The organism is Microbacterium sp. EB106-03-03-XG65, assembly GCF_058791955.1.
Window position 1 is genome coordinate 192671 of the sequence record NZ_JBYTEB010000001.1, and the last position, 18434, is coordinate 211104.

At 68.4% G+C, this 18434-nt stretch carries 15 protein-coding genes; 10 read left to right on the forward strand and 5 right to left on the reverse strand.

All coding sequences use genetic code 11. The features are described from left to right. The first annotated feature begins 31 nt into the window (after positions 1 to 31). Positions 32 to 193: a hypothetical protein gene (locus tag AC3WS6_RS00875; RefSeq protein ID WP_492499199.1), complete on the forward strand. Its 162-nt coding sequence runs from the start codon at positions 32 to 34 to the stop codon at positions 191 to 193. A gap of 51 nt (positions 194 to 244) precedes the next feature. Next, the gene (locus AC3WS6_RS00880; protein WP_492499200.1) at positions 245 to 784 is read left to right on the forward strand and encodes a hypothetical protein; all 540 of its coding nucleotides are present in this window, start codon (positions 245 to 247) and stop codon (positions 782 to 784) included. 502 nt (positions 785 to 1286) lie between these two features. Here the strand turns inward: AC3WS6_RS00880 and AC3WS6_RS00885 are convergent. Both AC3WS6_RS00885 and AC3WS6_RS00890 read right to left on the reverse strand, forming a co-directional pair. After that, positions 1287 to 2489 (reverse strand): glycosyltransferase, encoded by a 1203-nt coding sequence (locus AC3WS6_RS00885; RefSeq protein WP_492499201.1) that lies wholly within the window; start codon positions 2487 to 2489, stop codon positions 1287 to 1289. A gap of 11 nt (positions 2490 to 2500) precedes the next feature. Then, on the reverse strand, positions 2501 to 3709 hold the full coding sequence (locus AC3WS6_RS00890; RefSeq protein ID WP_492499202.1) for a glycosyltransferase: 1209 nt from the start codon (positions 3707 to 3709) through the stop codon (positions 2501 to 2503). Positions 3710 to 3830: 121 nt separating this feature from the next. On the opposite strand from AC3WS6_RS00890, the gene AC3WS6_RS00895 reads away from it, so the two are divergent. The 3 genes from AC3WS6_RS00895 to AC3WS6_RS00905 all read left to right on the forward strand — a co-directional run bounded on the left by AC3WS6_RS00895 (position 3831) and on the right by AC3WS6_RS00905 (position 5718). After that, positions 3831 to 4421, forward strand: coding sequence for a hypothetical protein (locus tag AC3WS6_RS00895; protein WP_492499203.1), 591 nt, complete (start codon positions 3831 to 3833; stop codon positions 4419 to 4421). Positions 4422 to 4588: 167 nt separating this feature from the next. Beyond that, positions 4589 to 5071, forward strand: a complete 483-nt coding sequence (locus AC3WS6_RS00900; protein WP_492499204.1) for a MarR family winged helix-turn-helix transcriptional regulator — start codon at positions 4589 to 4591, stop codon at positions 5069 to 5071. Continuing rightward, positions 5068 to 5718: a hypothetical protein gene (locus tag AC3WS6_RS00905; protein WP_201470759.1), complete on the forward strand. Its 651-nt coding sequence runs from the start codon at positions 5068 to 5070 to the stop codon at positions 5716 to 5718. The genes AC3WS6_RS00900 and AC3WS6_RS00905 overlap by 4 nt, the downstream gene beginning before the upstream one ends. A 16-nt stretch (positions 5719 to 5734) precedes the next feature. Here the strand turns inward: AC3WS6_RS00905 and AC3WS6_RS00910 are convergent, their stop codons facing one another. Further along, complete coding sequence (locus AC3WS6_RS00910) at positions 5735 to 6145, reverse strand: MmcQ/YjbR family DNA-binding protein (protein ID WP_492499205.1); 411 nt, start codon at positions 6143 to 6145, stop codon at positions 5735 to 5737. 66 nt (positions 6146 to 6211) lie between these two features. Next, positions 6212 to 9208 (reverse strand): alpha-mannosidase, encoded by a 2997-nt coding sequence (locus AC3WS6_RS00915; protein ID WP_492499206.1) that lies wholly within the window; start codon positions 9206 to 9208, stop codon positions 6212 to 6214. A gap of 161 nt (positions 9209 to 9369) precedes the next feature. Here AC3WS6_RS00915 and AC3WS6_RS00920 point away from each other — a divergent pair, with 161 nt between their 5' ends. Continuing rightward, positions 9370 to 10401, forward strand: coding sequence for a LacI family DNA-binding transcriptional regulator (locus AC3WS6_RS00920; protein WP_492499207.1), 1032 nt, complete (start codon positions 9370 to 9372; stop codon positions 10399 to 10401). Positions 10402 to 10426: 25 nt separating this feature from the next. On the opposite strand, the gene AC3WS6_RS00925 is transcribed toward AC3WS6_RS00920, so the two are convergent. Continuing rightward, positions 10427 to 11737 carry a glycoside hydrolase 5 family protein gene (locus AC3WS6_RS00925; RefSeq protein WP_492499208.1) on the reverse strand — a complete coding sequence of 437 codons (1311 nt, stop codon included), beginning with the start codon at positions 11735 to 11737 and terminating at the stop codon, positions 10427 to 10429. Positions 11738 to 11946: 209 nt separating this feature from the next. On the opposite strand from AC3WS6_RS00925, the gene AC3WS6_RS00930 reads away from it, so the two are divergent. From AC3WS6_RS00930 to AC3WS6_RS00945, 4 genes are read left to right on the forward strand one after another with little or no spacing between them, the layout of a single operon-like run. Then, complete coding sequence (locus AC3WS6_RS00930) at positions 11947 to 13248, forward strand: ABC transporter substrate-binding protein (RefSeq protein ID WP_492499209.1); 1302 nt, start codon at positions 11947 to 11949, stop codon at positions 13246 to 13248. 54 nt (positions 13249 to 13302) lie between these two features. Continuing rightward, positions 13303 to 14190 (forward strand): carbohydrate ABC transporter permease, encoded by an 888-nt coding sequence (locus AC3WS6_RS00935; RefSeq protein WP_492499210.1) that lies wholly within the window; start codon positions 13303 to 13305, stop codon positions 14188 to 14190. Then, the gene (locus tag AC3WS6_RS00940; protein ID WP_492499211.1) at positions 14187 to 15122 is read left to right on the forward strand and encodes a carbohydrate ABC transporter permease; all 936 of its coding nucleotides are present in this window, start codon (positions 14187 to 14189) and stop codon (positions 15120 to 15122) included. The genes AC3WS6_RS00935 and AC3WS6_RS00940 overlap by 4 nt, the downstream gene beginning before the upstream one ends. Before the next feature lie 11 nt (positions 15123 to 15133). Continuing rightward, entirely contained in the window at positions 15134 to 18403 is a 3270-nt protein-coding gene (locus AC3WS6_RS00945) for a GH92 family glycosyl hydrolase (protein ID WP_492499212.1), read from the forward strand. Positions 18404 to 18434: the final 31 nt, after the last annotated feature.

Here is an 18434-nt window from a genome sequence, read left to right on the forward strand (position 1 = left end):
GCGATTCAAGAGCGACCGTAGCGTTTCTGCCATGTTCCTTCTCGTCATCCTCCTCAGCCTCGCGATCTGGGCGGCCGTCGCCACCGTCGTCGAAGTACGCCGCGACGGATACCGCCAGACGCCCACCGACTGGTCGCGGGCAGCCGCGCACTCCACCTCGGACGCGGCGCAGTCCGGTCACGTCTACCGCTGAGCGCCGCCAAGGACTTCCGGCTCGCCGACATGCACGGCTACGCTCGACCGCATGAGCGACCCTCAGCAGCCACCCGCACAGCCGCACGGCGTGCCCCCTCAGCAGCAGCCGGCGCAGTATCCGGCGCAGCAGCATCCGGCGCAGCCGTATCCGGCGCAGCAGCCGGCGCAGACGCATCCGGCGCAGTATCCGCCGCAGCAGCAGCAATCCCCGTACTACGCCGCCCCACAGTACCCGGCGGCGCCCTCGGCTGCGGGGTCTGCGTCAACTCGATCGGCGGCGTCGGCGGGGACCGGGCGTCTCGCGTTCGTGCTCGCCCTGGTGTCGCTCGGCCTCGGGCTGATCACGACGGTCTCCTATCCGCTGATCTTCCGGTGGTTCTACGACTCGGTGGCGATCGGCGCGTTCGGAGTGATCAGCAACGGGCTGATCTTCGTCGTCGCTCTCGCGGGACTGCTCCTCGGCGTCGTCGCGGTGAGGAGACCCGGCTCGAAGCTCCTCCCCGGAATCGCGATCGGCATCACCGCGTCGCAGCTCGCGGGGATATTGGTCTCCTGGGTGTCGAACCTCTTCTACGGACTGCCGTTCTGAGCCGGCGGGCCTTTCAGCGCTTGTGATCGCCGACTCCGCTGTCGTTCATATGACACCTGTTGTCGCTATCACGCCCTGATTCCGACAACAGGTGCCACATCAAGGCCACGCCCCACACATCAGGCATCAGGCATCAGGCATCAGGCATCAGGCATCAGGCATCAGGCATCACATGACAGCTGTTGTCGCCATCAGGCGCCCATTCCGACAACAGGTGCCACATCAAGGCCACGCCCCACACGTCACATGACACCTGTTGGCGCTATCACTCCCTAATTCCGACAACAGGTGCCACATCAAGGCCACACCCCACACATCAGGCATCAGGCATCAGGCATCAGGCATCAGGCATCAGGCATCACATGACACCTGTTGTCGCTATCACGCCCCCATTCCGACAACAGGTGCCACATCAAGGCCACACCCCACACGCCAAGGCCACGCCCCACAACCGGCACACACCATGGCGCCACACCACAGGCCAACCACAGGGCGCCACGCCTCAGCCGGCGAGCACCCGCTCGTAGACCTCGATCATCGCGGCCGTGCGCGACGATTGCCGGAACGCCTCGGACACCTCGCGTACCGGTGCAGGAGCATCGCCCGCCACGATGTCGGATGCTGCTCGGCGCAACGTCTCGACGAGGCCTGCGCGACGCTGGGCCTCCGTTCCCCCAGACCCGGGAACCGCCCAGAGCCCGCCGCCCAGTTCGGCCGCGATGTCGGGATCGCTGATCACCGAGGGCGTGCCGAGGGTCGCGGCCTCGAACGGCGTCATCCCCTGCGTCTCGAAGCCGATCGACGTCTGCACGAGAGCATCGGCCGCGGCGATGCGAGCGAGAGTCTGCGCGTATGTGAGCTTGCCCGCGAAGCGCACGTTCGGCATGCCGGCGACGATCTTCTCGGCGGCTGCACGCTGCGCCCCGCCGCCGATGATCTCGAGGTCGGCATCGATGCCCGACTCGACGAACGCCTCGAGGAAGGGCAGCAGGCGCTTCTCGGGGCTCATGCGCCCCAGCCAGACGAACCGCGGACGTCCCGGATCACGGTTCGCCGGAGCGGCCGCGAGGGTCTGGTCGCGGATGCCGTCGTCGATGCCGTTCCACACGACGTCGACCGGCGAGAACACGCCGTGCTCCTCGAGCCGACGTGCGAAGTGCGTCGACGGCGCGGTCACCGCAGACGCCCCGGTCGCGATGCCGCGCAGATACGCCCACCCATCGCTTCCACCCACCGGTTCGCCGAGCGATCGCAGGGCGGACCGACGCCAGAGGTTGAGCACCGCGAGCGCCGGGCGGTGCAGCGGGGTCACGGCCGCGATGCCGACATCCACCCGGTTGTGCATCGTGTGGACCACCGGGATGCCGTGCCGCGCGGCGAATCTGTGGCCGATGAGGGCTCCCCAGAAGTCGGCCTGCACGTGCACGAGGTCGACTCTCGGCCGGTGCGTCATCTCGCGATCGAGAAAGCGGTCGGTGCCGCGGCCCGGCCAACTCATCGAGTACTCGCGGTCGATCGTGATCGGCATCGACGGCAGGTCGACATCGCAGGGGTTCGCCTCAGCGACGCGAGACCCGTGCATCCGCGGGGCGACGACCGTGACGGTGTGGCCGGCGCGCTCGAGGAACTCGCGCTGCAGCCGCATCGACACCTGCGCCCCGCCGAGGGAGTCGAGGTGCTGATCGCCGAAGAAGACGATGTGCATGACGCGTCCCGTCACTCGGGCAGCGGCTCGTCGCGGTACAGCGCCTCGAACGTGTCGAGAGTGCGGTTGATGTCGTGGATCGCGACGCCGTCGAGAGACGCCTGCTGCATGCGCGCGTACTCGCCGGGCGATGCTGTGAGCACATCGGTGAGTCGTGCCGCGAGCGCATCCGCATTACCGGGCTCGAACAGGTAGCCGTTCTCGCCGTCGTGCACGAGATGCGGCAGCGCGACGGCATCCGCCGCGACGATCGGGAGAGCCGAGGCCATCGCCTCCATAGTGGCGATCGACTGCAGTTCGGCGATCGACGCGATCGTGAACACCGAGGCGCGGGACAGCAGCGCGCGCAGTTCCTCGTCGCTCGTGCGGCCGTGGAAGGTCACGCGGTCGGCGAGTCCGAGCTGGTTCGCGAGCGTCTCGAGCTGCTTGCGCTGGTCCCCGCCTCCGACGATGTCGAACGACGCGTCGAGAGCGGGGTCGAGCTTCGTCATCGCCTCGAGGATGACCTCGACCTGCTTCTCGGCGGTCAGGCGTCCGACGAAGATGATGCGGTTCTCGTCGCGAGGCGCGACGACCGGGGTGTACTGGCTGCGGTCGATGCCGCAGCTGACCGGTATGACGCCCTCTAACTCAACCGTGCGCTCGAGGAAGTCCGCGGCGCGGCGGGTAGGAGTCGTGATCGCGCGGGTGAGGTTGAAGGTGCGCTTCGCGTCTCCCCATGCCCACCGCAGCACGAGATCGTCGATGAACTTGGGCATGGTGGTGTGATCGAGGATGTTCTCGGCCATCACGTGGTTCGTGGCGATCACCGGGATGCCGCGCTCGTGCGCGATGCGAGAGAGTCCGCGGCCGATCACGATGTGCGACTGGATGTGCACGACATCGGGCTGCACCTCGTCGATGATCCGGCGGGCATAGTGCTTGACGCGCCACGGCCACACGAACCGCAGCCAGTCGTGCGGAGCCCAGCGAACCGACGGCAGCCGATGCAGGGTCATCGGCTCACCCTCGATGACCTCGGTCCGCGCGGGGGTGCGGCGGTACACCAGGTTCGGCGCCACCACGTGCACGTCATGGCCGCGCTGCACGAGCCCCGCGGCGAGGCGCTCGGCGAAGCGTGCGGCTCCGTTGATGTCGGGCGCGAAAGTGTCGCACCCGATCAGGATGCGCAGCGGTCGCGGCCCGGTGTCGGGAGCGCTCGTCGAATCGGAGGTAGACATTCTGCCTTACGGTACGGCGGTCAAGGAGCCCGATCGGGCGCTCGCCACTCTACCGGAGCGCCCTGACCGCGCCGCCGAGGCGTACCGCCATCCCCCAGCCTCACCCTCTAGCGTGGAGGTCATGCGACTGACTGCCGACGCCGACCCGCAGCTGTGGATCCCCGTGACGGATTCGCTCGGATGGAAAGGGCGCCGGCATCGCAAGGCGGCGATCCGGATGCTGTTGGGGCAGGTGAACTCGGCGATCGGCGTGACGGAGCGCCCGGGTTCGAAGCTCGGTGCGTGGGCGATGAGCCAGGCAGCGCCGATGCTGATGCGCAGGGCGGACGGACGCGTGCTCGTCTGGACGTGGAAGGCCGACCCCGAGCTGGTCGTCGCGATGGCGACTGTGCAGGCACTGACTCCGGAGGTGCGGATCGCCCGAGCCTCGATGCCGATGGACTACGACGACACCCAGTCGTTCTCGAGTCGCTGGCTGGGCACCGGAGAGAAGCTCGTCGTCGCGATGCCGCCGACGCCCGCCTCGCCCCCGTTCGCGACCTATACATGGGACGCGGGCACGCACCTCGTGACGCTGACGGCCATGTGCAGTGACCGCGAGCGCTTCGGCACCCTCGACGGCGCGCTCGACGACCTGGCGCGCAGCATCCGCGTGGCCGACGAGGTCACCGGCGGCGAGTCGCCCGAGGTGCTGAGACTCGACCCGGCCTGATCGCCCGCGCACCTCGTGCGAGCGAGCCTGATCGCCGCCGGCACGTGCGGCGGCTGCCGCCACACGGCTGGTCGGCGGCTGCCACACTGCCGGCCTGCGGCGGAGTAGTCGCTGTCGGCGGCGAACCAACTCGTGAAGCTAGGTAACTATGTAGTACCATCACGACTATGGAGCCACTCTTCGTCGACCGTCTGCTGCAGATCGCCGAGCTCTTTCAGAGAGACATGGCGCGCGCCTTCGACGGCACCGGGCTCACCACCGCTCGTGTGCACCTGCTCTGGGTGCTGCAGCACGCGGGGCCGTCGACGCAGCAGACCCTCGCCCAGCTCTGCGAGGTCAGTCCGCGCAACATCACCGGCCTGGTCGACGCGCTCGAGAAGTCGGGGCACGTTCGCCGCGCGCCGCACCCCACCGATCGACGCGCCGTACTGGTCGAATTGACCAGCACGGCCACCGAGACGATGGCGCGGATGCAGCAGGAGCACCTGCAGCTCAACGAGACCCTGCTGTCGGCGATCGAACCGCGCGATCGCGCGGCCGTCGAGCGCGGCCTCTCTGCCGTGGCCGCCCATCTCGAGCATCTGGTGACCGCCGCAGCGTCGGCCGCGCCCGGCTCCGCGTCCGACTCAAGCTCTCAGGACACGCCGTGACCGACCAGCTGCTGACGACGCCGCCGACTCCGATCGCGCGCGCCCTCAACTTCCTGCATCGCGCCTGGATCGCCGAGCTCCGCGTCTACTCGAGCATCGCGCGCGCGATCGCGCGACGCCCGGCAGTTCCCGAGGGCGGCACCGGCATCGGCTACCACCGACCGGTGCTGACCGTGCTCTTCATCTTCATCGGCCTCTCGGCGGTCGAGATCCCCATCCTCGACCTGATCTTCCACCAGTGGCCGGCCGCGCGCATCACCCTGCTCGTCCTCGGCATCTGGGGAGTCACCTGGATGGTCGGGCTGCTGTGCGCGATGATCATGCGCCCGCACGCCGTCGGCCCAGAGGGCATTCGCGTGCGCAGCGGCCTCGAGCTCGACGTGCCCATCAGCTGGGCCGACATCGCATCGGTCGCGATCAGTCGCCGGGTCGATGAGCCCAAGCAGGCCCGTGTCACAGGCACCGAGTACGCCGAGCGGATGCAGGACGAGACCAACATCGAGATCGAGCTCGAGCACCCGGTCGCGATCCGACTTCCCGGACTCGCACCGAAGGGCGGCACACATCATGTCGACCGCATCCGACTGTGGGCCGACGATCCCCGCGCCTTCCTCGTCGCGGCACGTCCGTTCCTCGTCGCGACGTGACGTGACCGAGCCCTGATCAGTCCAGGCCACGCTCCGCGAGCCACTGCTTGGCGACGAGAACCGGCGCGCGCACCAGCCAGGCATCCGCGATGATCTCGGCCAGCCGCTCGCGGTCCACCGCGTCGAGCTGCACCAGCAGTCCCGGGTATCCGTCGAAGTGCGGGATCGAGAACAGCCCCTGCGGCTCTGCGGCGAGCAGCGCCGCCTTCTCTTCGAGGCTCGCGACGCGCACGGCCAGCACCGGCCCCTCGGGCCACTCGAGCCCGAGGTCGGCGAGCTGACGCAGATCGACCTTGCTGGGGCCGCGCACCCACGCGATCTGACCGCTCGGAAGCTGCCAGGAGGGTTCGCCCGTGTGACCGCCGACGCGCTCGGTCACACCGGGCAGCGCGAGAGCGATCTCACGGACATCGTCAACGGTCACCATCCGCCCATCGTCCTCCCACGGGGCGACCGCCACAATGGCGTCATCACCTCTGCGTCGCGGGGGCGCTCAGCGCACGATGCGCAGTGTTCGCACCTCGAACGGCCTCAGACGCAGCTCACCGCCGACGCGCGCTTCGTCGAGCACGTCTTCGATCAGCGAGACCTCGCGGATCTCCTGATGGTCGAAACCGGCTGCGAGCGATCCGACGACCCGACGCCCCAGGGCCTCGTAGAGGCGCACGATCACGTCGCCCGACCCGTCGTCGGCGAGCTTGATCCCCGACACCACGATGCCTTCGCCCTCGACGGTCACGAGCGGGGCGACCTCCCGAGCGCCGCGCACCATCGTCGGCAGCGAATTGAGTCGGATGCCCTCGGCAGTCGCGATCGCGGCATCCGCACCGATCACGAAGCCCACCTCGATCGCATGGTGACCATGGTCGGTGTCGGGGTCGGGGAACCGGGGCGCGCGCAGCAGCGAGAGCCGCACCGTGGTCGTGACCGCGTCGTCGGACACCTCGCGCGAGGTGTCGTAGCCGTAGATCGAATCGTTCACGAGCGCGACGCCGAAGTCCTGCTCGCGGACCAGCACGAACCGGTGCATCGAGGTCTCGAACTTCGCCGCTTCCCAGCTGGTGTTCGTGTGCGTCACCCGCGACTGGTAGCCGAACTGCGTCTCGGCGTCGGTGTGCGTGGCCTGGATGTCGAGCGGGAACGCGAGCTTGAGCAGCTTCTCGGTCTCGTGCCAGTCGATGTCGTTGCGCAACGCCACCGTGCGGGATCCGGGAGCGAGGATGATCGTCTGCTCGATCGTCGACTCCGAGAACGACCGGGTCACGACGACGGTCGCGGCGCCGTCGACGACGGATGCCGTGATCGAGTCGACGGCGGTGATGTCATCGACCCTGTTGCGGTAGTAGCGGTCGATGTCCCACGCATCCCACATGTTGGGGAAGTCCTGGTGCAGCTGGAACAGATTCGCCGCGCGCCCCTCGGCCACCGTCTCCCGACCGGTCGCCTTGTCGACGGCCGAGACGATGAGCCCCTCGGCAGAGATCAGCACCGAGACCAGCTCGTTCTCGAGCCGCCATCCCCCGTCTTCCCCGGAGAGGAGTACGGATGCCGGGGCAGGCGCCTCGACGAAATCGGCGCCCAGCGCGCGACCCGCGCCGCCGACCGACGTCGGCACGAACAGCAGCTCTCGGTCGCCGTCGCCCGCGAGCGACCGGCGGGCCGCATCCGCCAGATCCCGCGCATCCGAGAGCACCGCGGAGAGCCCCTCGACGGCCTCGCGGTGCACCCAGGCGATCGACGTGCCGGGAAGGATGTCGTGGAACTCATGCAGCAGCACGGTCTCCCACAGGCGATCGAACTCGGCCTGCGGGTAGGCGGCGCCGGTGCGCACGGCATCCGTCGCGGCCCACAGTTCGGCCTCGACCAGGGCGTGCTCGGCCCAGCGGTGCAGCGCCTTCGTCGCGTGCTGGCTGGTGAGGGTTCCGCGGTGGAGTTCGAGATAGAGCTCGCCGACCCAGACGGCCGGGTTCGTCAGCTCGGCGCGGGCGGCCTCGAAGAACGTGTCGGGGTGCTCCCAGACGACCCGTGCGCTGCCCTCGAGGTTCTCGAGTCGCCTGGCCTTGCCGGTCATCTCGCGGGTGGTCCCGCCGCCGCCGTCGCCCCACCCGACCGGGGCGATCGACCGCGAGGTCATGCGGTTCTCCTTGAACTGGCGCGCAGCCTTGGCGACCTCCATGCCGCTGAGCTGCGAGTTGTAGGTGTCCATCGACGGGAAGTGCGTGAACACCTGCGAGCCGTCGATGCCCTCCCAGAGGAAGCTGTGGTGCGGGAACACGTTCTGTTGGTTCCACGAGATCTTCTGCGTGAAGAACCATTCGAAGCCGGCTCGGCGCATGAGCTGCGGCAGAGCAGGCGAGTATCCGAAGCTGTCGGGCAGCCACACGCCCTTCGAGCGGATGCCGAACTCCCGCTCGAAGAATCGCTGCCCGTACGAGAACTGCCGCACGAGCGACTCGCCGGTCGGCATCACGGTGTCGGATTCGACCCACATGCCGCCGAGCGGCAGGAATCGGCCGTCCTCGACCGCGGCCTTGACCCGGGAGTAGACCTCGGGCCGGTGCTCCTTGAGCCAGGCGTACTGCTGGGCGCTCGACATGCCGTAGAGGAAGTCGGGCTGCTCGTCGATCAGGGTCGCCATCGACGACGTGGTGCGGGCGACCTTGCGGATCGTCTCGCGCACCGGCCACAGCCAGGCCGAGTCGATATGCGCGTGACCGATCGCCGAGATGCGGTGGGCGCTGGCTTCTGCGGGCGCGGCGAGCGCGGGCGCCAGTCGAGCACGGGCATCGGCGGCGGTCTCGACGATGTGCTGCAGGTCGAGCACGTCGAGGGCATCGTCCATCGCCTGCAGGATCTGCATCCGTCGGGGCGAGGTCGCGGGAAGCTCGGCCTGCAGCTCGAACAGCACCTCGAGGTCGAGGGAGAGCTCGAACACCTCCCGCTCGAACACCGCGAGGTCGATGCGCCGGGTGCGGTAGAGCGGCTCGCGCGAAGACGTCTGGATGTCTCCCTCCTGCGTGGGCAAGAAGGGGTGGTAGTCGAGCAGAACGGGGTTGGCGGCCGCCTCGAGGTAGAGCTCGACGGGCTCGTCGCCGTGTGCCTCCTCGGTGATCGGCAGCCACTGATTGCGCGGGTTGATGCTCTTCACCGGTGTTCCGTCCGGTCGGTAGACGAGCGCCTCGCACTGGAAGCCCGGCATGTTGATGTCGAACCCGAGGTCGATGACGGCCTCGACCCGACGGCCCGCCCAGTCGGCGGGCACGCTGCCGGTGATCTTGAACCAGGTGGTCGACCATGCCGGTCCCCACATGCTCGGCACGGATGCCGGGGCGAACTCGAGAGCGAGGCCATCGACCGGAGCGATCGGCTCACCCGGAAGCTCGTTCACCTCGATCGTCAGCGGCGCAGCCGCCGAGTGGATCGCCGGGCGGATGCGCTCGTCGAGCACGCGCTTGACGCGTCCGACGGTGAGCGAGGTGTCGTCATGCATGGGTGCGGTTCTCCGGGCTCGACGGTGAGGGACGTGTTTCGCGCCCGGGGAAGGGCGGCTGCCGTCAATGCTATCTGATTTACTAAAGCGATCTAGTACCGCTTTTCGCCGTGCATCATCCGGCTTCCGAGCTGCTAAACCGATCAAGTAGGGTGAGGGCCATGACAACCGGCAAGCGCGTGACGATCGCGGACATCGCGCGCATGGCCGGGGTCTCCCCGGGGGCCGTGTCCTTCGCCCTCAACGATCGCCCCGGCGTCAGCGACGAGACGCGTCAGCGGATCCTCTCGATCGTCGAGGAGAACGGCTGGCAGCCGAGTTCGGCCGCCAGGGCTCTCGTCGGCGCACGGGCCAACACCGTCGGCTTCGCCCTCGCCCGCCCCGCCCGCTCTCTCGGATCCGAGGCGTTCTTCACCGATCTCATCGCCGGAATCGAGTCCCGGCTCTCCGAGAGCAAGGTCAGCCTCCAGCTGCGACTGGTCTCCGACATCGCCGAAGAGATGGAAGTGCATCGGCAGTGGCGGTCGTCGAACCAGGTCGACGGCATCATCCTCATCGACCCCCGCGACGACGACCCCCGGAGCGACCGCATCGCCGCACTCGACGCCCGCGCCGTCATGATCGGATCGAAGCCCTCACCCGAAGGCACGGTCCCGAGCGTGTGGATCGCCGACGATGAGGTGGCCGAGACCCTGTTCTCATACCTCGCCGCCCTCGGCCACACGCGCATCGCCTACATCGCGGGGCCGGCCGAGCTCGAGCACACGCGGTTGCGCGCCGAGGTGCTGCGCAGCATGGCGTCGGACGGCATCAGCGGCGAGGTGATCTCGACCGACTTCTCACCCGCTCGGGCGTCGTCGGTGACACGGACCCAGCTGTCCGGTCGACTCCGGCCGACGGCGATCGTCTACGACAACGACGTGATGGCCGTGGCGGGACTCCGCGTCGCGCAGGAGATGGGCCGCTCCGTGCCGCGCGACGTGTCGATCGCCTCGTTCGACGATTCGGTGATCGCCGGCCTCATCAACCCGTCGATCACCGCGATGACCCGCGACACCTTCGAGCTCGGCGAGCAGGCGGCGACACTGCTGCTGCAGCAGATCATCGCCGGAGCCACTCTGTCGAGCGCCCAGGGGCCGACGCCGACTCTCACCGCACGCGAGAGTACGGCTCCCCCGGCATCCGGGTCCTGACGCCGGCCCAGCTCCGACGCCGCGTTCAGTCCCCGACGACGGTGTTGACCGAGCCGTAGGGGTCGACGGCACTCGCCGTGGCATCGGGACGGATCAGTCGACGGATGCCGCGCGCGGCCAGCGCCTCGTCGTCGCGAGCCGTGTGCGAGGTCACGAACGCGGGATCGAGACCCTCGGTGCACGCATCGACCCAGGCCTGGAAGATCGCACCGCCAGGGCTGAGCGCTGCCCGACTCACCGGCACCTCGCGCTCATCGACCTCGATCACGATCGCGGTGTCGCGCACGGGCACCGCGACGCGCTCGCGCAGTCCGGGGATCAGCTCGGCGAACCGGCGGCCGAGGGGCTTGGCCGCGCCGCTCTGGTCGATCAGGCCCAGCGAGTACTCCAGCTCGGGGAAGTCCGCCAGCTCGCGGCTCACATCGTGCGAGCACCACCACGTCACGCCCCAGAGATTCTCGGTGCGAAGAGCCGATCGCAGCGTCGCCTCGAGGAAGCCGGGCATCTCATCCGCGTCGAGGCAGTTCGACGGCGCACCGACCTCCTGCAGCCACACGGGTCGGTCCAGATCGGTCGCGAAGGCGCGGGACAGTTCGATGAGGTACTCCGCGTGCCGGTCGGAGGCGATCGAACGGCCTCCGTAGCGCTGCGCGGTGCCGTTGAAGATCCAGGAGTGGATCGTGGTCATCGCCCCCAGCCGTGAGGCGTGCGCAGGGGTGAAACCGTGGCCGTCCATGTACCAGACCGCGTCGTACTCGCTGTGCACATGCGGCAGACCTGGCGCCGCTCCCTCGGCGGCGCCGAGCAGTGACTCGATCCAGGTGCCTGCCTGATCGGTCGTGACAGGCCAAGGAGAGGGGTGGGTGTGCGCCGAGAACTGATTCGTCTCGTTGCCGAGAGTGAGCCCGAGGAAGTTCTCCGCGTCACCCAGCGCACCCGCGAGTGTCTTCACGAGCTCGACCTGCCCGCTGAGGGCCTTCGGGTCGGTGAACATGTTGCGGTCATGCCACGTGTACAGCCACGAGGGCACGAAATCGAAGCTCGAGAGATGCCCCTGGATCACGTCGACGCTGACGTCGAGACCGAATTCGGCGCCGATGTCGACCATCGCGCGCACGTCGTCGATCGCCTTCGTGCGGATCAGGGTGCGATTCGGCTGCAGCACCGTCCACAGGGGGAAGACCCTGACATGATCGAGCCCCAGTTCGGCGAGCGCCCCGAAGTCGCGCCGCACATCGTCGGGCGTGAAGTCGAGCCAGGAGTGCATCCAGTCCTTCGACGGCGTGTAGTTCGCCCCGAATCTCAGGCGAGCATCGAGAGCGCGGCGCTGCGTCATGTGTCCGGACCTTTCCGACAGAGCCCTCCGGCGAGGGCGATCGCATTACTATAACGCTTGAGCACAGTCGCGACTACGTAGATCCCATGCCGTGCATGGAAGAGCGGTTGCAGCCCTTGACAGGGGGAATATCGGATGGTTACATCTGCTAAAGCGTTGTAGTCCATCAGACGGACACCGCTGATCGCCCGCCTCGAGGAAGAAGCACGATGAAAGTTCCCGCACGCATTGTCGCTCTGGCAACATTCACGATCGGCGCCATGGCGCTCGCCGGCTGCACCGGAGGTGGTGCCACCGCGGGTGCCGACGGTCCGATCGACACGTCCGGTGAGCTGAGCGGAACCATCCAGTTCCAGACCTGGTCGCTGAAGAACGAGAAGTTCACCCCCTACTTTGAAGACCTGATCGATGCGTTCGAGAAGGAGCATCCGGATGTCACGGTCGAGTGGCTCGACCAGCCGGGCGACGGCTACCAGGAGAAGATCCTGAGCCAGGCGAACGCCGACACCCTGCCCGACGTGCTGAACCTGCCGCCGGACATCGCATACCCGCTCGTCGCCGCCGGCAAGCTGGTCGACCTCGAGACGGCCGACCCCGACCTGAAGTCGGCGTACAACACCGGGGCGTGGGACGCCTACAGCCAGTACCCCGGTGTCGAGGGCACGTACGGTCTGCCGTGGTACCTCTCCAGCGATGCGTCGTGGTGGAACCTCGCGCAGCTCGCCCCCTACGGGGTCACCGAAGACAACCTGCCCACGACGGTCGACGAGCTGCTCACCCTGGCGAAGGACGTCGCGACGGAGTCCGGCGGCAAGGTGCAGCTGCTGTCATCGATCCCCGCGCTCGACACGTTCACGTCGGCGGGCATGGAGGTCATCAACGCCGACGGCGAGTTCGACTTCAACACCGACGAAGCGGCGGCGATCATCGAGAAGTACGCCGACGCGTATGCGGCAGGGGCCATGCCGGCCGAGGCGCTGACCGGCGACTACGGCGGAAACGCCGAGGCCTACATCCAGGAGAAGGTCGCGTTCACCACCGGCGGCACGGGCTTCACGACCGACCTCGCCAAGGATGCGCCCGCACTGCTCGAGACCACGGTCGCCACGCAGCGACTGGGAATCCCGCCGCTCTACGTGCAGGGGCTGAACGTCTCGGCCGACTCCGACAACAAGGAGGCCGCCCTCGCGTTCGCCGAGTTCGCGACGAACGAAGAGAACCAGGTCGCGTTCTCGTCGCTCGCGGTCGGCACCGCGCCCGGCACCTCCGCGGGTGGCGACGCGGTCGTCGAGAACATCTCCTCGTCGATCACCGACGAGAAGCAGCTCTCCGCGATCGACACCGTGTTCACGGCCATGGAAGACGCCAAGGCGATCCCGTTCCAGTGGACCTCCGACATGGCGACGTACATGACCCAGCAGATCGCGCTCGCCGTCAACGGCGAGGCCGACGCGCAGGCGCAGCTCGACAAGATCGTCGAGTACGCCAACGCGAACCGCGTGGACCAGTAAGCCATGAGCGCGGACACCAGCATCCGGAGCCGGAGCCGGAGCCGGAAGACGACCATGCGATCGCACCGGTGGTTCACGCCCTGGCTGCTCCTCGGCCCTGCCGTCGTCTGGGTGCTGGTGTTCGCGCTCTGGCCGTTCCTCAACACCGTCTTCCTGAGCTTCACCGACGCGAAGCCGCTGCGGACTCCCGAGTTCGTCGGAGTCGCGAACTACGAGCGGATGTTCGGCGATGAGATGTTCTGGAACGCCCTCACCACGTGCATCATCTACGTGGTCGTCTGCGTGCCGCTGCTCACGATCCTCCCCCTGCTTCTGGCCCTGCTGGTGCAGAAGAAGCTGCCGGGCATCGCGTTCTTCCGCACCACGTTCTACTTCCCCGTCATCGCCTCGGTCGTCGTGGTCGCCCTGATCTGGACCTGGCTGTTCGACAGCCGCGGCATCATCAACCAGACGCTCGAGTTCCTCGGCCTCGTCGACAAGCCCATGGCGTTCCTCGTCGATCGGTGGCTGCTGCTCGGCTGCGCGATCCTGCTCACGGTGTGGAAGGGTCTCGGCTACTACATGGTCGTGTACCTCGCCGCGCTCGGCAACGTCGGCAAGGAGCTGCACGAGGCCGCCATGCTCGACGGCGCCGGCTCGTTCCGTCGCTTCCTGTCGGTGACGATCCCGTCGGTGCGCGGAGCGATGCTCCTGATCGCGGTGCTCATCGCGGTGTCGGCCATGAGAGTGTTCGCCGAGCTCGACGTGCTCTCCAAGAGCACGGGCGGTCCCGGTGGATACGACATGTCGCTGGTCATGCTGATCCGCCAGGTCGGCTCGGGCCTCAACGGCAACATCGGCTACGCCTCGGCGATCAGCGTCGCCCTGTTCCTCCTCACCCTCATCCCGCTGGCCGCGATCGCCTTCATGAATCGCGAGAAGAAGGCGAAGGTCTCCGCATGAGCACCCTCACTCCGCCCCGCATCGATCACGACCCTCGCCCCGACGATCAGCCGGCTCCGACCGCGCGCGAGCCGCTCTTCCGCCGCCGCGGCTCCGGCGACTTCAGCAAGCCGACGCTCGGCGGGCTCATCGGCCGCTATGCACTGCTTCTGTTCGTGCTGGTGATCGTCATCGGCCCCTTCCTCTGGCAGCTCTCGACCTCGTTCAAGGGTCCGCAGGAGAACATCTACTCGTTCCCGCCCGAGCTGATCCCCCGTGAGCCGACGCTGCAGAACTATGCCACGGTCGCCGAGGTCGTCCCGGTCTACCTCTACGCGTGGCACTCGCTGCTCGTCTCGGTCGGCACGGTCGTGAGCAACGTGGTGCTCGCGACGTTCGCGGGCTACGCCCTCGGATGCATGCGGTTCCGCGGCAAGTGGATCGTGATGGCGATCCTGCTCTCGACCCTGCTCTTCCCCGGCGAGGTCACGGTGACGAGCAACTTCCTCACCATCCGCTCGCTCGGCCTCGCCGACACCCTGTGGGGCGTGTTCCTGCCTGGGGCCATCAGCGCCATGAACGTGCTGCTCGTCGCCACCGCCTGCCGGATGATCCCGAAGGATGTGCTGGATGCCGCGACGGTCGACGGCGCCACGACCTGGCAGCGCATCCGTCACATCGTGTGGCCCAACATCCGCGGCATGGTCTCGGTGGTCGCGATCTTCGCCTTCATCGGCGCGTGGGACGACTACCTCTGGCCCCTCATCGTGCTCTCCGATCCGTCGAAGTACACGTTGACCGTCGGCATGGCCTACCTGAACAGCAGCTTCTCGGTCGACCCGCGACTGATCGCCGCCGGCACCATGATCGCCCTCGTGCCGATCGTCATCATGTTCTCTTTCACGCAGCGGTTCTTCTTCAAGGGCGTGCAGGAGGGCGCGGTCAAGGGGTGAGCGGTCAAGGGGTGAGCGGCGCGCACCTCACGCCCGCCGACGGACCGGCCGATCCTCCGTCGTCCCGCCCTCGCGCCGGCGTGCTGCGAGGCCAGGTGTTCGCCTACGCGTTCGATCCGTCGGCAGGCGAACAGCGGATCGACGTCCCCGGACTCGCGGACCTCGCGATCACCCCCGACACCGTGCTGCACTGGGCTTTCTATGCCGACGGTGACGCGGCCACCCTCGCCCCGCACGCGGCGCTGGCGGTCTCGGTCGACGTTCGCGGCGCCGACGGCACGCGGATCAGCGACATCGCCGCGGTGCGCGATCGATACGACTTTCCGATCACCGCAGAGGCGCAGTTCACCGCCCGCTGGAGCATGCCGGAACAGTGGAACGCCGATACGGTGTCGCTGGCCCCGCTCGCACCCGCGACAGAGTCTCCCGCCTCCGGCACCGTCGAGCTCGTGTTCGGAACCGGCATCCTGGTCGACGCGACGGACCTGCCCTCGCGGGTCACGGGTTTCGTTCAGGTCGTCGCCGAGGAGCGGGCAGCGAGCGACGGCGATGCGCTCTCTCCCGTCGACCGCGTCGACACCCGCCGCGGCACCCACTCCGGTCCGCGCTTCTCGCGCGGCAACACGATCCCTGCGGTGGCTGTTCCGCACGGCTTCACCTTCGTCACCCCCGCCACGGATGCCGCCGACACCCGCTGGCCGTATCGTGCCGGCATCCATGACGATCCACCCGGGCGACGCCTCGAGGCCCTGCAGTTCTCGCACCAGCCGAGCCCGTGGATCGGCGACCGCTCGGTGCTCCAGCTCATGCCGTTCGACCGACACCCGACGTCGTCGCGACCCGGACGGCGGCGCTGGATCACTCCCGGCACCGAGCGCGCACACCCCCACGAGTACGCGGTCGATCTCGGTGGCGGTCTGCGCGCCGAGATGACGGCGACCTCGCATACCGCGGCGTTCCGGGTACACGGCGACGGCCCCGACTCCGTCGTCGGGTTCGTGATCGATCAGCCGACCGACGAGGGACGACTCGTCTGGACGGACTCGGGAGGTTTCGAGGGCTGGATGCCGGAGGGCACTGAGGCCTGGGGCAACGCCCCGCGCTGCTATTTCGTCGGGATCGTGCGGCATCAGAACACCGGTGCGGGCGGCTCCCGGGGTGCTCTCGACGACGACGGACGAGGCCGCGTCGCGGGATACGTCACAGGGCTCGGGTCACTCGAGGTGCGGGTGGCGGTGTCGTTCCTCTCGATCGACCAGGCTCGGCACAGCCTCGAGCTCGAGGCACCGCAGGAGTCGACGTATGAGGAGCTGCGGGAAGCCTCCGCAGCATCCTGGAACCGGATGCTGGGTCGAGTGACCGTCCCGCCGCTTCCCGTCATCGAGGCACCGTACCGGCGCCTGGCCCATGACGAGAACCGCGATCGGATCGCCGCCGCGCTGTATCGGATGCACCTCTATCCGAACACCGCAGCCGAGAACGCCGGCACGACCGATGCTCCGGCACTCCGCTTCGCCGACGTGTTCGCGCCGCGCGAGCCGTTCGGCGAACGGGCGACGAAGGCGCCGTCCGTCGACGGCGAGCTCATCGTGAACAACGGCTACTGGGACACCTATCGCACCGAGTGGCCGGCACTCGCGCTGCTCGACCCGGCACTGACGGGCAGACTGCTCGACGGACAGCTCGAGCAGTATCGCCGCGGAGGCTGGATGGCCCGGTGGAGTGCGCCGGGGTACGTCGACAGCATGGTCGGCACGTCGAGCGACCAGATCTTCGCGGATGCCGCCCGCTGGGGTGTGGAGTTCGACCGCGCAGCGGCGTTCGAGAGCGGATGGCGCAATGCGTGCGAGGCCGGACCCGATGCGCTGCGCGGCCGCAAAGGGATCGCCCGAGGGCGGTTCACCGGGTACATCGCGTCCGAAGTGCCCGAGGGGATGAGCTGGACCATCGAGAACGCGGTGAGCGATGCCGCGCTGGGGCGCTTCGCCGCCCAGCTCGCCACGGATGCGGCACGGACCGATGATGCGCGGTCGCGGCACGATGCCGCCCGCTACCGCGCGTTCTCCCGATACTTCGCCAACCGCGCGCTGTCGTACCGAACGTTGTTCGATGCGGACTCCGGCTTCTTCCGCGGCAAGGACAACGCCGGGGACTTCGCTCCTGGCTTCGATATCGGCTTCGACCCGCGCACCTGGGGCGGCGACAACGTCGAGACCAACGCGTGGGGCATGTCGGTCGGCGCCGTGCACGACGGGGCGGGCCTCGCGGCGCTGCACGGCGGCAGCGGTGCCTTCGGCCGGCATCTCGACGCGCTCTTCGCCGAGGCCGAGACGGCCGACGAGCGATTCGGCGGGGCGTACGGCACAGTGATCCACGAGCAGCGCGAGGCGCGGGCGCTGCGCTCGGGCATGTGCGCGATATCGAACCAGCCCGCCCACCACATCCCCTTCATGTATGCGTTCAGCGATCGGCCGTGGCGCAGCGGCGAGATCATCCGAGAACTCGCGGGCCGCCTGTTCGCGGGCGCCCACATCGGGCAGGGCTTCCCCGGCGACGAGGACAACGGCGAGATGAGCGCCTGGTGGCTGTGGGCCGCCCTCGGTCTGTATCCGCTCGAACTGGCGTCGGGGGTGCTGCGGATCGGATCCCCCCTGCTCGACGACATCCGGGTCGATCGGGGCGAGGGCTCGTCGCTCCGCATCCGCTCCCGACGCAGCGAGCCGTCGGCTCATGTTCTGACGAGCGCCCGCCTCGACGGGATCGAGCTCGCCCGGGCAGAGCTGCCGATCTCCGCGCTCGTCGGCGACGCAGACCTGGAGCTGACCTTCGGCGCAGACCCCGCGCACGCTCTCGAGGCGGGCGCCCCTCCGGCACCGGACGTCAGAGAGTGGTGCCGCGATCTGACGGATGCCGGCGGCGACGTGATCGCGTCAGCATCCGTCATCGACCCCGGATGCGTCGTCGACGACGGCGATCCGAACGGGTCGGCCGGCGTCGCCCTGGCACCCGGGGAGTGGGTGGGATGGCGTTTCGCCGAGACTCGCGCCGTGTCGGACGTCACCGTGACGGTGGTCGGGGAGAGTGCGTCTTCGCGGCTTCGGTGGGAGATCATGGACGACCGCGGGGACTGGGCCGAGGCCCCCACCACGTACGCCACCGACCTCGCCGCGGATCGTACGACTCCGTTCACGCTGGCGTCACGGGTCGTGGCCAGGGCGATCCGCGTGAGGGCGCAGGCGCGGGTCACGATCCGTCAGATCGAGGTCTTCGACCTCGGTTGATCACGGCGAGGCGGCCCTGCCGAGGGCGACG

Bases quoted from the DNA above. Each gene is read 5' to 3' on its own strand.
- AC3WS6_RS00875 (WP_492499199.1), top strand. From the start codon at position 32: ATGTTCCTTCTCGTCATCCTCCTCAGCCTCGCGATCTGGGCGGCCGTC.
- AC3WS6_RS00880 (WP_492499200.1), top strand. From the start codon at position 245: ATGAGCGACCCTCAGCAGCCACCCGCACAGCCGCACGGCGTGCCCCCT.
- AC3WS6_RS00885 (WP_492499201.1), bottom strand. From the start codon at position 2,489: ATGCACATCGTCTTCTTCGGCGATCAGCACCTCGACTCCCTCGGCGGG.
- AC3WS6_RS00890 (WP_492499202.1), bottom strand. From the start codon at position 3,709: ATGTCTACCTCCGATTCGACGAGCGCTCCCGACACCGGGCCGCGACCG.
- AC3WS6_RS00895 (WP_492499203.1), top strand. From the start codon at position 3,831: ATGCGACTGACTGCCGACGCCGACCCGCAGCTGTGGATCCCCGTGACG.
- AC3WS6_RS00900 (WP_492499204.1), top strand. From the start codon at position 4,589: ATGGAGCCACTCTTCGTCGACCGTCTGCTGCAGATCGCCGAGCTCTTT.
- AC3WS6_RS00910 (WP_492499205.1), bottom strand. From the start codon at position 6,145: ATGGTGACCGTTGACGATGTCCGTGAGATCGCTCTCGCGCTGCCCGGT.
- AC3WS6_RS00915 (WP_492499206.1), bottom strand. From the start codon at position 9,208: ATGCATGACGACACCTCGCTCACCGTCGGACGCGTCAAGCGCGTGCTC.
- AC3WS6_RS00920 (WP_492499207.1), top strand. From the start codon at position 9,370: ATGACAACCGGCAAGCGCGTGACGATCGCGGACATCGCGCGCATGGCC.
- AC3WS6_RS00925 (WP_492499208.1), bottom strand. From the start codon at position 11,737: ATGACGCAGCGCCGCGCTCTCGATGCTCGCCTGAGATTCGGGGCGAAC.
- AC3WS6_RS00930 (WP_492499209.1), top strand. From the start codon at position 11,947: ATGAAAGTTCCCGCACGCATTGTCGCTCTGGCAACATTCACGATCGGC.
- AC3WS6_RS00935 (WP_492499210.1), top strand. From the start codon at position 13,303: ATGCGATCGCACCGGTGGTTCACGCCCTGGCTGCTCCTCGGCCCTGCC.
- AC3WS6_RS00940 (WP_492499211.1), top strand. From the start codon at position 14,187: ATGAGCACCCTCACTCCGCCCCGCATCGATCACGACCCTCGCCCCGAC.